Source organism: Pseudomonas sp. zbq_18 (assembly GCF_043102245.1).
Lineage (GTDB): Bacteria > Pseudomonadota > Gammaproteobacteria > Pseudomonadales > Pseudomonadaceae > Aquipseudomonas.
In genome coordinates this window covers 248,456-260,802 of record NZ_JBICIT010000022.1, presented here as the reverse complement: position 1 = coordinate 260,802, position 12,347 = coordinate 248,456, and the positions used below count along the sequence as shown (strand labels likewise).

General features: G+C 65.8%; 12 protein-coding genes. All 12 read right to left on the bottom strand.

Annotation, left to right across the window (positions count from 1 at the left end):
* Positions 1 to 7: 7 nt before the first annotated feature.
* Genes tagH through tssC form a run of 12 tightly spaced genes read right to left on the bottom strand, consistent with a single transcriptional unit; the run spans position 8 to position 12,343 of the window.
* A complete protein-coding gene (tagH, locus tag ACF8C6_RS17830) occupies positions 8 to 1,228 on the bottom strand; it encodes a type VI secretion system-associated FHA domain protein TagH (protein WP_392500504.1) in 1,221 nt (406 codons plus the stop codon).
* Positions 1,229 to 1,245: 17 nt separating this feature from the next.
* Complete coding sequence (locus ACF8C6_RS17825; protein WP_392500503.1) at positions 1,246 to 1,380, bottom strand: type VI secretion protein; 135 nt, start codon at positions 1,378 to 1,380, stop codon at positions 1,246 to 1,248.
* Positions 1,381 to 1,418: 38 nt separating this feature from the next.
* A complete protein-coding gene (locus tag ACF8C6_RS17820; RefSeq protein WP_392500502.1) occupies positions 1,419 to 1,784 on the bottom strand; it encodes a DUF805 domain-containing protein in 366 nt (121 codons plus the stop codon).
* An 11-nt stretch (positions 1,785 to 1,795) separates the two neighbouring features.
* Positions 1,796 to 3,298, bottom strand: a complete 1,503-nt coding sequence (locus ACF8C6_RS17815; RefSeq protein WP_392500614.1) for a sigma 54-interacting transcriptional regulator — start codon at positions 3,296 to 3,298, stop codon at positions 1,796 to 1,798.
* A 22-nt stretch (positions 3,299 to 3,320) separates the two neighbouring features.
* A complete protein-coding gene (gene tssH / locus ACF8C6_RS17810) occupies positions 3,321 to 5,900 on the bottom strand; it encodes a type VI secretion system ATPase TssH (protein ID WP_392500501.1) in 2,580 nt (859 codons plus the stop codon).
* A gap of 14 nt (positions 5,901 to 5,914) precedes the next feature.
* Positions 5,915 to 6,922, bottom strand: a complete 1,008-nt coding sequence (gene tssG / locus ACF8C6_RS17805; RefSeq protein WP_392500500.1) for a type VI secretion system baseplate subunit TssG — start codon at positions 6,920 to 6,922, stop codon at positions 5,915 to 5,917.
* On the bottom strand, positions 6,886 to 8,676 hold the full coding sequence (gene tssF / locus ACF8C6_RS17800) for a type VI secretion system baseplate subunit TssF (RefSeq protein WP_392500499.1): 1,791 nt from the start codon (positions 8,674 to 8,676) through the stop codon (positions 6,886 to 6,888). The genes tssG and tssF overlap by 37 nt, the downstream gene beginning before the upstream one ends.
* Positions 8,677 to 8,696: 20 nt before the next feature.
* On the bottom strand, positions 8,697 to 9,014 hold the full coding sequence (locus ACF8C6_RS17795; protein WP_392500498.1) for a hypothetical protein: 318 nt from the start codon (positions 9,012 to 9,014) through the stop codon (positions 8,697 to 8,699).
* A gap of 2 nt (positions 9,015 to 9,016) precedes the next feature.
* Complete coding sequence (locus tag ACF8C6_RS17790) at positions 9,017 to 9,922, bottom strand: alpha/beta fold hydrolase (RefSeq protein WP_392500497.1); 906 nt, start codon at positions 9,920 to 9,922, stop codon at positions 9,017 to 9,019.
* A 5-nt stretch (positions 9,923 to 9,927) separates the two neighbouring features.
* Positions 9,928 to 10,434 (bottom strand): PAAR domain-containing protein, encoded by a 507-nt coding sequence (locus ACF8C6_RS17785; protein WP_392500496.1) that lies wholly within the window; start codon positions 10,432 to 10,434, stop codon positions 9,928 to 9,930.
* 24 nt (positions 10,435 to 10,458) lie between these two features.
* Entirely contained in the window at positions 10,459 to 10,863 is a 405-nt protein-coding gene (gene tssE, locus ACF8C6_RS17780) for a type VI secretion system baseplate subunit TssE (protein WP_392500495.1), read from the bottom strand.
* A gap of 4 nt (positions 10,864 to 10,867) precedes the next feature.
* The gene (tssC, locus tag ACF8C6_RS17775) at positions 10,868 to 12,343 is read right to left on the bottom strand and encodes a type VI secretion system contractile sheath large subunit (RefSeq protein ID WP_392500494.1); all 1,476 of its coding nucleotides are present in this window, start codon (positions 12,341 to 12,343) and stop codon (positions 10,868 to 10,870) included.
* Positions 12,344 to 12,347 lie beyond the last annotated feature (4 nt).

Below are 12,347 nucleotides of genomic sequence, written 5' to 3'. Positions count from 1 at the left end.
TTGCTTCTTAGGAAGGCTGGTAATCGGTGTTGAGGGTGGCGATCAGGCGTACCTGTTCTTCGTAGGTCTTGGCGAAGTCGCGGGCGAACAGGCGCTGGCTCCAGTCGTCGTCCTTCTCCAGCGCGCGGAAATGGCGCTGGTAGGCGCGCCAGCGGCTACCGGCAGTGGCCAGCAGTGGCTTGCGATCCTGTTCGAAGCGCAGGGTCAGCTGCTCGGGGGCGAACTGCTCGAACAGGCCTTGCACTGCCGTGCGGCTGGCGGCGTACAGCGCCACCTGGTGCGCCTGCAGGTCGCGGAAGGCGCGGCCGACGGCCTGCTCGGCCGGCAGCTGGCCGGGCTTGTTGCCGCGCAGCAGGGCGCCGAGGGTTTCGCCGGCATCGCCGACCTGCTTGAGCGGGTTGTTGCCGGCGCTCTGCACGGTGGTCAGGGCCAGGCGCAGTTCGTTCTTCAGCTCGCTGCGGGTGCGCAGGCTCTGCTGCAGGCCGGCCACGCTCTGCTTGAGCAGGCGCGCGGCCTGCACGGCAAGGGCCTCGCGGGCCTCGGCGTCGAGGTCGTCGACCTTCACCCCCAGGGCTTCGCCGAAGCGTTGCCAGAAGCCCTCGGCCAGCGGCTCGGCGGGCGGGGTGGCGGGGCGCGCTTGCGGGCGCGGCGGCGCCACCGGTTCCGGCGCTGCTTCGGCGATCAGTTCCGGCACCAGCAGGCTTTCCATGTCGATGCGCGCGTACTGGGTGCGCGCCTGCTCTTCCTCGGGCGCCTGCACCAGGCCGGCGAACTCGTCCAGCTGGCTGTAGCCGCGCGGGCGCTGTTCCAGGGCGGCGATGGGGTCGAGGTCGAGGAAGGCGTCGTCGGGGATGATGCTGCCGGCGTGCTGGCGCTGGCCGATGCTGTCCTCGAACTGCGCCGGGTCCTGCAGCACGCGGGCGCGGATCTCCAGCTCGCCCAGGCAGTACACGCTGCCGTGCTCGATGCGCTGCGGCTCGCCCTTGGGCAGGCGTGCGCCGCTGTCCTTGAGGGTCACGCCGTTGCTGCTGGTGTCGGTCAGGTAGAAGTGACCGTCGGCGTAGCTGACCTGGGCATGGCGGTTGGAGAGGATGCGCTTGCTGTCCGGGATGGCCCAGTCGCAGTCCTCGCCCCGGCCGATCACCCCGCCGGCCTTGAGGAAGCTCTTGCTGGTCAGCAGGCCCGGGGCGTACTGCTGGGCGCTGACGATGTCGAATACCAGTTCCATGGTAGGGCTCCTTGCGCTCAGTCGTCGCGCTGTTGCACTTGCGAGTCGCCCAGCGGGCGATAGTCGTCGTCGCTGGACTTGTAGTTGCCGTTGCAGCCGGCCAGGCCGAGCAGGGCGGCGAGCAGGGTGGCGGTCAGAAGGCGGTGGGACATCGCGGGTTCTCCACAGGCTGTGATTGGGGAAATAAGGTTCAAGCGGTCGCCGGCGATAACCGGGGGCCGTAGCGGTTGTTTCTGGGCTGCCCCGGCCAAAGCAGCAGCAACGGCCAGATGATGCCTACGAGCACCACCAGTACCCCGCTGGTGCCCATGTCGTGCAGGCGGCGGATGCCCAGGCAGAGGGCTGTGGCGAAGATGTAGAACAGAGCCGCAGCGGCAAGTAGCTCGCCGCCGATGTCCGTCCAGGACTGTGGAAGAAGCTGGGCGAGTAGGATTGCGAAAACCAGTGCCCACCAGCTCCAGATCGAGAGCAGCAGATACTTGAGGCGGCCAATGCGCCCACTGGAAACCAGCGGCTCCAGGGTCAGCAGAAACAGAATGTCCTTGGCTTTGTTCATGGTGTTCTTCCTTAAACATCGGCCGGGCTGATGTTCAGCCGGTCCATGCGGTACAGCAGGGTGCGGCGCGGCAGGCCCAGCTCGCGGGCGGCCTGGCTCTGGTTGCCGCGGTTCTTGCGCAGGCAGTCGAGCAGCAGGTTGCGTTCGACCTGTTCGAGGCGTTCGCGCAGGTTCATGCCGCTGTCCTCGAGCTGATGGTTCGGCTGCAGGTTGAAGTGCTCGGGCAGCAGCTCGCCGCCTTCGCACAGCAGTACGGCGCGGGCGATCAGCCCCTTCAGCTCGCGTACGTTGCCGGGGAAGGCGTAGCCGGCCAGGTGATCCAGCGCCGCCTCGGACCAGCGATAGGGATCGCGCTGCAGGAAACAGGCGGCTTCGGTGGCGAAGTGCCGGGCCAGTTGCAGGATGTCCTCGGCGCGGGCGCGCAGCGGCGGCAGCTCGATGGGAAAGTGCGACAGGCGATAGAACAGGTCCTCGCGGAAGCGGCCTTCTTCGACCAGGGCGCGCAGGTCGCGGTGGGTGGCGGCGATGATGCGCACGTCGACCTTGTGCGTCTGCGTGCTGCCGAGCGGGCGGACTTCGCCTTCCTGCAGCACGCGCAGCAGCTTGGCCTGCAGGGCCAGCGGCATGTCGCCGATTTCGTCGAGGAACAGGGTGCCACCGTCGGCGGCGTCGAACAGACCCTTGCGGTCGCGGTCGGCGCCGGTGAAGGCGCCCTTGCGGTAGCCAAACAGCTCGCTCTCCAGCAGGTTCTCCGGCAGCGAGGCGCAGTTCTGCACGATGAATGCCTGGCTGCGGCGGAAGCCGCAGTCATGGATGGCACGGGCGACCAGTTCCTTGCCGGTGCCGGTCTCACCGGTCAGCAGCACGCTGGTGGGGTTGTGCAACACCTTGCTGATCAGCTGATACACGCCGCGCATGGCCGGGCTGCTGCCGATCAGGCCGTAGTCGCTGGGCAGCGCCGGGCTCGGTTCTGGCTGGCTCGCCTGGGGCGCGCGCAGGCGCTGCAGCAGCTGGTGCTGGGCCAGGGCGAAGGTGCCCAGATTGGCCAGCGAGGCGGCGAAACCTTCCAGGTCGCGGGTGCCGCTGCTGGCCACCAGCAGCAGCCCGGCGACCCGAGCCTGCTCATCCTGCAGCGGCAGGCACAGCAGGCTGCGCCAGGGTTTGTCGATCACCGGTAGGAAGCTGCTCTCGTGCAGGCTGGGGTCGAGGCTGGCCAGGCTCAGCGGGCGGTTCTGGCACAGGCAGTATTGCAGCAGCTGCTCGCCGTCGTAGTCGCTGGGCAGGCTGGCTTCGTGCTCGGCGAGCTGGCCGTCCAGCCACTCGGCGGCCAGGGTCAGGCGCGTGTGGGTGCTGTCGAGCAGGTACAGCTGGGCCAGGCGGCAGCCGCTGAGCTGCGCCGCCGCTTCGGTCAGGACTGCCGGCAGCCGCTCGGCGCTGGCCAGCCGGGCCAGGCGGGTGAACTGTTGCAGCAGCTGCTCGGCATAGGCCAGCGGCTGGGAGATCTGCCCCAGCAGCGGCGCGGCCTCGGGGATGCGTTCAGGCAAACTCACAGCTCAGCGCTCCTTCGCCGTCCAGGGTGGCGTGCACGCGGGTGATGTGGCTGCCGCTGGCCATGGCGTCCAGCAGGCGGTCGGCGATCTGCGGCAGCAGGCTCTGCTCCAGCAGCTGGTCGATCAGCCGCGCGCCGCTGTCGCTGCGGGTGCAGCGCTCGGCCAGGTGCTCGATCAGCGCCGGGCTGTGGCTGAACTCCAGGCGACGTTTGCCCAGGCGCTGGCCGAGGCGCTGCAGCTTGAGCTCGATCAGCTCGCGCAGCACCGCACCGGCCACCGGGTAGTAGGGCACCACGCGCATGCGTGCCAGCAGCGCCGGCTTGAAGTGGCGGCTGAGGGTCGGGCGGATCGCCTCTTCCAGCTGCTCGACCGGCGGCCGTTGCTCGCCGGCGCAGTGCGCCTCGATCTGCTCGCTGGCCAGATTGGAGGTGAGCAGGATCAGGCAGTTGCGGAAGTTGATCTCGCGGCCCTCGCCGTCGTTGGCCACGCCCTTGTCGAAGATCTGATAGAAGACGTTCATCACGTCCGGGTCGGCCTTCTCCACCTCGTCGAGGAGGATCACCGAGTAGGGTTTCTGCCGCACCGCCTCGGTGAGCATGCCGCCCTCGCCGTAGCCGACGTAGCCGGGCGGCGCGCCGATCAGGCGCGACACGGTGTGCTTCTCCTGGAACTCGGACATGTTGATGGTAGTGAGGAAGCGCTCGCCGCCATACAGCAGGTCGGCCAGGGCCAGGGCCGTCTCGGTCTTGCCCACGCCGCTGGGGCCGACCAGGAGGAACACGCCGGCCGGCGCGTCTTCCTTGTTCAGCCCGGCGGCGCTGGCGCGCATGGCGCGGTCGAGCACCTGCACCGCCTGCTCCTGGCCGCGCACGCGGGCACGCAGGTCGCTGGCGAAGCTGGCCACCTTGGCATTGTGCTCGCGGGCCAGCTGGCTCAGTGGCACGCCGGTCCAGTGGCTGATCACCTCGGCCACCAGGCGCGGGCAGACTTCGAAGCTGACCAGGCGTTCGGCGGTCTGGGCATCGCCGAGTTCGGCCTGCACGTCGCGCAGCTCGCACTCCAGGGCGGTCAGCTCGTCCTGGTTGTCGCTCGCGCGTGCTTCGGCGCATTGCTGGCGCAGTTCGAGCAGACGCTCGGCCAACTGGCGCTGGGCACTCCAGCGCGCGTCGATCTGCTCCAGCTCCACGGAGGCTTCGGCCAGGCGTTGTTCCAGCGCGGCCAGCGCCGCTTCGTCGATATTCAGGCCGGCCTGCAGGTCGCGACGCAGGGCCAGGCGCTGGCGCTCGCCTTCGGCCAGCTCGCCGCGCAGACGCTCCAGGGCCTGCGGCGCGGCGGCCAGGCTGATGCGTACACGGGCGCAGGCGGTGTCCAGCACATCTACTGCCTTGTCCGGCAGCTGGCGCCCGGCCAGGTAACGGGCGGACAGCTCGGCGGCGGCCACCACCGCATCGTCGCGCAGGTAGATACCGTGGCTCTTCTCGTACACGGGAGCCAGGCCACGCAGGATGGTCACCGCTTCCTCGACCGTCGGCTCGTGCAGCTGCACCGGCTGGAAACGCCGGGCCAGGGCCGGGTCCTTCTCGAAGTATTTCTTGTACTCGCTCCAGGTGGTGGCGGCGATGGTGCGCAGCTCGCCGCGGGCCAGGGCCGGTTTGAGCAGGTTGGCGGCGTCCGAGGCGCCGGCCTGGGCGCCGGCGCCGATCAGGGTGTGGGCCTCGTCGATAAACAGAATTGTCGGCTTGGCCGCGCCCTTCACTTCGTCGATCACCCCCTGCAGGCGGCGTTCGAACTCGCCCTTCACGCTGGCGCCGGCCTGCAGCAGGCCCATGTCCAGGCACAGCAGCTCGACGCCCTTGAGCACGTCCGGCACTTCGCCGGCGGCGATGCGCAGGGCCAGGCCTTCGACGATGGCGCTTTTACCGACGCCCGCCTCGCCGACCACGATCGGGTTGTTCTTTCGGCGGCGAGCGAGGATGTCGATCATCTGGCGGATCGCGTCGTCGCGGCATAGCACCGGGTCGAGCTTGCCGTCGCGGGCGCGCTGGGTGAAGTTGTGGGTGAAGCGCTGCAGATTGGATTCGCCCGGCGCCACCGGCTTGCCGGCGGCGGCCTGCGGTTGCTGGCTGAGGGCGAAGTCGCGCAGGCGCTCGGCGTCAATCTTCGCCAGCAGCGGTTGGTAGCGCGTGCCGGCATAGCGCATGGGGTTGCGCAGCAGGGCCAGGAGCAGCGCCGCCTGTTCGATCTGGCTCTGGCCCAGCTCCAGGTTGGCCACCAGAAGGGCGTCCTGCAGCCACTGCACCAGTTCGGCGGAGAACACCGGGTTGCGCGACTCGCTGGCCTCGCCGCGTGGCTGCAGGGTGGCAGCCAGTTCGCCGGCGTCCACCTCGGCGTCCTGTAGGGCACGGGCCAGCAGGCCGTCGCGACGTTCGAGCAGGCCGAGCAGCAGGTCTTCGACCAGGATCTTGCTGCCACCGCGCTGCAGGCAGCGTTCGGCGGCGGCTTCCAGTTCGCGGCGGGTCTCGGCGTCCAGTGCCTGGACCAGCTGTTGAAGGTCGACGTTGATCATCGTTCTCTCTTTCCCTAGTGAGTCTTGCTGCCGATGGTGACGACACCATCGGCCTGTTCGTGGCCCAGCCAGCTGGTCCAGCCCAGGTGGCAGGGGTTGTCTGCGCCGATGCGCAGCTCGCGGATTTCCTCGTGGCGCAGGGCCAGGCGGATGTCGTAGTCGAGCGGGTCGCGCAGGGTGAAGCGCACCAGCGCGCAGAGCGGCTGGTAACCGCTGCCGATGGGCAGGAATTCGTGGAAGCGCTCCCAGCTCAGCTGGCGGATGTGGATGCGGAACTTGCCGCCGCGGTCGCGCACCGCTTCACCCAGCACCAGGCTCTCGCCCAGCTGGCTGTTGGCCAGGCCGAGGCGGTTGCGCTGCTCATTGATGATCTCGACGCGGCGCTCGACGCACTGTTCGATGCGCAGGTCGGCGTGCTTGAAGTAGTAGCGCAGCACCGACTCGACCAGCGCCGCCGAGTGGGCGCGCAGGCTGAGCAGGCCGAGGTAGGGCAGCAGGCGCCGCCAGTTGAGGTCCTCGGCGGCGCGCAGGCGCTCACCGCCGAGGCCGATCAGGGCGAACAGCCTGGCAGAGAAGGCGTCGCGGGCGCCGGCTTCGTAGTGCGCGTGATAGCGGTATTTGCGCCAGATCGGCAGGAGCAGGCGCTGCAAACGGTCATTGAACAGGTCGAGGAAGTCGCGGGTGGTGTTGCCGTCCGGACCGTCACCGAGCGCCTGCTCGCTGTAGAAGGCGGGCAGCGGCGAGCCGGCACCGAACAGGCCGACCAGGTTGATGCGCAGGCGCGCGCGCAGCTCGCCGTGCTCCTCGAAGAACTCCAGGCGATCGCTGTCGCTGCCGGGGAAGCCCAGGCTGGGGTTGGCCTGGAACTCCAGGCGCTCGTACAGCGCCTCCTCATCCAGTTCGGGATGAGCGGCGCGCAGGCGTTCCAGTACCCGCAATACGCCTTGAAAGAGGCTGTATTCGCGGATGCCGGAGCTGAACTTGGTCAGAGCAGGGGCTGTTGCCCCATGCGCGGCGTCCATTGGTACACCTCTCCCTGTGTGCTCTGTACGCGCAGCTCGTGGTAGCTGTTGAGGCTGGCGTAGAGGGCGAAAAACTCATTGAGTACCGAGGCGAACAGGAACAGGTCCCCTTCTCCCAGGTAGCCATCCGGATCCATGGTCAGTTCGGTGCGCACGCCGCGAATCGGCAGGCCGCGATGCAGGCGGTCGACGTGCTGATGGGCGATCTTCTTCAGGCCGCCGAGCATGCGCTGGCTGACCTTGAGCGCGTGCTGGTCGTAGTGGCGCGGCAGGTCGTAGGTCTCCAGGATGACCTTGAGCGCCTCGACGTCGGCCAGCGACAGGTAGTTCAGCGACATGTTGGAGATCAGCTTCCACAGGTAGTCGCGGTGCAGCGGCGGCGCATAGCTCGGGGTGACGGCGCCGATATTGCGGAAGGTGAGGAACTCCGGTGTGTCCTCGCTGGGCAGGCAGATATCACCCGGCTTGAGCTGGCGCGCCAGGCTCTGGTTGGTACAGGTCAGCTCGATGGACAGGGTCTCCTGCACTTCGCCGTTGCGCGCGCCGAAGCTCAGCCAGGTTTCCAGGCCGTCGCCGAGCAGCGAGGGCTGCTGGCGCACGCTGTAGTGCGGGCGGGCGCGCGGCTGATCGAAGCTGGTGTCGTGCTCGAACGACTCGAACGGCACGTATTCCTCGTAGCCCATGCCGCCGGGTTTCCAGCCGGTCACCCGGTCCACCGAGAACACCCCGCAGTGCTGCGGGTCGAGCTCGGCCGGCAGCAGCAGGTACTGGTCCTGCTTGCCGTCCAGGCGGATCGGGATGGCGTCGTGGGCAAACAGGTTGACCACCGGGGTGCAGTACAGACGTACGTTGTCCAGGCTCGGGCGGATGCGCTGCAAGCCGCTCTTGCGGATATCGAAGCGCAGCTCCAGGCCGCGGGCGCGCTCCAGCACTTCTTCTGGCTGGCGGGCAATGGCTTCCAGGCCCTTGAGGTCGACGAACAGGAACTTGTCCTGGAAGGCGAAGTATTCCTGCAGGTGGCGATAGCCGCGGAAGGTGTTGTGCGGGTAGGGGATCAGTGCCTGATCTTCGTGAAAGCCCACCGCTTCGATCTGATTGGCCGCCAGGCCGATGCTCGGCAGCGGCAGGCCATAGCTGTCGGTCAGCGCCTGACCCTGTTCGTCCAGCAACACCAATTGAATGCCGCCCAGGTGGCGCAGCAGACCGAGGTAGAGCAGCTGGGCGATATAGCGCTCACCGGCCAGATGCAGGCGCAGCTGTTTCAGACCGATCTCACCCAAGTGGCCATCGGTGCTCATCGCCAGACGCAGGCTGAGCAGGGCGCCGTCACCTTTTACCGAATAATCCAGCGCGTTCAGTGCCAGCGGCAGTACTTCGGTCGCATAGGCGGTGCGAAAACGACAGGTCACGCCTTCGACGGCCTTGGCTTCCACCGGCGTATGCCGTGGCACCTGCAGCGCCGGGCCGGGGCGCTTGAGCGGGTCGAACTGCAACATGCTGAAGGCAGGCAGCGGGCGCATGTAGTTGGGCCAAAGCAGGTGCATCAGCGAATGGGTCAGCTCCGGCAGTTCGTCGTCGAGCTTCTGCCGCAGGCGCCCGGTGAGAAAGGCGAAGCCTTCCAGCAGGCGCTCCACATCCGGATCGCGCCCGGCCTGGCCAAGAAACGGCGCCAGCGCCGGGCTGCGCTCGGAGAAGCGCTTACCCAGTTGGCGCAGGGCGGAGAGTTCGCTCTGGTAGTGGTGGTTGAAGGACATGGATAAAACCTCGGCGAACCCTAGAAAATCTCGCTGAACACCCAGCTGTTGAAGCTGATCAGTGCACAGAGTGGAAACACTGCAAACAGCAGCAGCGCCCAGAGCGTCGAGGCTTTACGTGTCTTGAGAAAAGACACGCCGTAGCGGATCAGCATCACCACGCTGATCCCTAGCAGGGGTATGAAGGCCACTAGGCAGACCGTAAAAAGCCAGCCAAAGACATTGCCTTGGAGCGAGTAGCCGAACAGCTGCAGATCTATGGGCCAGTCGCTGCCGGGCTCATTGAATGTGATCGCGAGCATCAGCACGGAGAGGGTGAGGGCTATGTAACGCAACATGTTCAACGAAGCCCCTTTTCATACAGCGAGTTGGCAAGCTGGCGGCGGCGTGCCCGTCCAGCAGGGTTATCGCCCGAGTAATAGAAATGCCCTTCGGCGGTGGGCATTTGGTTGGCCAGCTTTAGAGCTGAATCAACGATCTGTTGGTCGCTCATGCCCGCAAAAATTGGATCACCGTGACTCATCAAGTCGACGATGTGGGTGTTGAGGATCCGGGGGTGGATACTGACCGCTTCTTTCAGGCTGGCGTTGATGGGGGCTCCGATCAGGACCAGATGGTTCACAGTGACCCCTTGGCGAGCATGGAAGATCGCAGTACGTGCAGCGATCACTGCACCCCATGAATAGCCAATGATGTTGAACTGCCCTATTGAAGGTAGGGACTTGCTGATACCGATGTTGGCAAGAGAAAAATCAGTGCTCTTTATGGCCTTCAGATCCCGGCCGAGTTTGATTGCTAGTAGATCGCTGGTGGGGGTGCACTCGACCTTGTTGTATTCGCGGACGGTTATGAGTCCGAACAGGTATTTCTTCTCGACATATTCATTGCCATAGCGACATTTCTGAAGCTCTCCATACTCGAATACCACTGGGTCGGTTTCGTCCTGGTTATAGAGGGCGACTGCAGAAGCATCGCCCAGCATGTCGACGATGGAAGGTACGTAGCTATCTAACCCGGTGATAAGGGATGAGTAGTTCCCATAGACAGGATTGGCTATCCCGACTTCCTTGAGTGCGGAAACCATATCTTCGTTGTAGGAGCCAACCATGCCAGCACCGCCAAGAAAGATGGTTAGTCCGCGTTCGACAACCAGTGCTTTAGGCGTCGCATCTGATGCAGGAGTACTTTGCCGCGATGCAATCTTCTTGTACGTGCCGGACTGATGGTTGATTACTTCCTGGGTCATGGGGATCAGCCTTCCGTGGCTACATATATGTCGATCTTTTCCGCTTTAGCGTGATGAGCTATGCGGTGTGTCTGGCCCTGGGCGTCAGTAATGCCAGACTCTTGGCCACCGCTTTCCCGAATGAGCAAATAGGGTTGATTGGCTATGGGTGAGCCCTGCTCATCCGTGAGCACGAATTGCTCGTCGAATCCGGGGATACTCACGGGGGTGGGCGATACAAACGAAGCGCCACCCCCACTGGCCCCAATCAACACAGTCCCCGACCCCGCCACCACCACATTGCCGTGGCTGCCCACTGTGCCGATGGTGGTCGCCGGCTTGCCGTTGATCAGCACGGTCGGGATCACATTGCCGGACAGCGCACCGCCGCAGGCGGAGGCGTCGCCCTGGCGGGCGGCCGGCAGGCTGTCGAACAGCACATTGGGCGAGCCGACGGCGATGGGGTTGGTGCCGTGGCCGGGAACCGGGCAGGCGGTGGGGTCGCCCAGGCGGGCGGCGGGTTTACCGGACATCCATGCTCTCCTTTGAACAGGCCCTTACCTGACCTTCACTTGCCCGCTGCCATCCAGCTGCGCGGCGAAACTGACCTGGCGCTTGATGCCCTCGACCTGCAGCAGCCCTTCGATGGCGAAGTTGAGGCTGAGGGGGTCGTGCTCGCGCGGCAGGGAAATGACCCGCACCTGTTTCAGGCGCGGCTCGTATTGTTCAATGAAGCGTTCGATCGCCATGCGCGCCTGCTGCAACGCGTCGTGCAGCGACAGGCGCATGTCGTTGAGATCGGGCAACCCGTAGTCGGGCAGCGTCTGCACGCTGCCCGCCCGGGTGCTGAGCATCTTGGCCAGATGGGCAGCCACCGAGGCCATCACGGCCACCTCGTGGTCGAGGCGGGCGCGACTGGCGGTATCCCCACCAAGGCGCTCGAACAGGCTGCCGTAGGCCACGTGCTTACTCCTTGTCCAGCTTGCCGACCAAGGACAGGGTGAAGTCGGCACCCATGTACTTGAAGTGCGGGCGCACGTTGAGGCTAACGCGGTACCAGCCCGGCTCGCCTTCCACGTCGCTGACGATCACCTGCGCAGCGCGCAGCGGACGACGGCTGCGGACTTCGGAGCTGGGGTTCTCCTGGTCGGCGACGAACTGGCGGATCCACTTGTTCAGTTCCAGCTCCAGGTCGGTGCGCTCCTTCCAGGCGCCGATCTGCTCGCGCTGCAGCACCTTCAGGTAGTGCGCCAGGCGGTTGACGATGAACAGGTAGGGCAGCTGGGTGCCGAGCTTGTAGTTCAGCTCGGCGGTCTTGCCTTCCTCGCTGATGCCAAAGAACTTCGGCTTCTGGGTGGAGTTGGCGGAGAAGAACGCGGCGTTGTCGCTGCCCTTGCGCATGGTCAGGGCGATGAAGCCTTCCTCGGCCAGTTCATACTCGCGACGGTCGGAGACCAGCACCTCGGTGGGGATCTTGGTCTCGATCTCGCCCATGCTCTCGAAGTGGTGCAGCGGCAGGTCTTCCACCGCGCCACCGCTCTGCGGGCCGATGATGTTCGGGCACCAGCGGAACTTGGCGAAGCTGTCGGTCAGCTTGGAGGCGAAGGTGTAGGCGGTGTTGCCCCACAGGTAGTGCTCGTGGCTGGCCGACACGCTCTCCTTGTAGACGAATGTCTTCACCGGGTTTTCTTCCGGATCGTAGGGGTTGCGCAGCAGGAAGCGCGGCAGGGTCAGGCCGACATAGCGCGCGTCTTCGCGCTCGCGGAAGCTCTGCCACTTGGCGAACTGCGGGCCCTCGAAGTGATCCTTGAGATCCTTCAGGTTGGGCAGGCCGGTGAAGCTTTCCAGACCGAAGAACTTCGGGCCGGCGGCGGCGATGAAGGGCGCGTGCGACATGCAGGCCACCGAGGCGACGTGCTGCATGCACTTGATGTCCGGCGAGCTGGGGTCGAAGAAGTAGTTGGCGACGATGGCGCCGACCGGCTGGCCGCCGAACTGGCCGTACTCGGCGGTGTAGATGTGCTTGTACAGGCCGGACTGGGTGATTTCCGGGCTGTCCTCGAAGTCGTCCAGCAGGTCCTGCTTGGAGGCGTTGAGGATTTCCAGCTTGGTGTTTTCGCGGAAGTCGGTGCGATCGACCAGCAGCTTGAGGCCGCGCCAGGCCGACTCCAGCGACTGGAACTGCGGGTTATGGAGGATCTCGTCCATCTGCCGGCTGAGCTTGGCGTCGATCTCCGCGATCATGCGGTCGACCATGGCCTTCTTCACCGGCTCGTTCTGGTTGTGCGGCTTCAGCAGCTCTTCGATAAAGGCGGACACGCCACGCTTGGCGATGTCGTAGGCCTCGTCGTCCGGGGTCAGGCGGGTTTCCGCGATGATGCGGTCGAGAATGCCGGCGTCGGCGACATTCCGGGTACTTTCCATTACTGCACTGGTGCTCATGCTC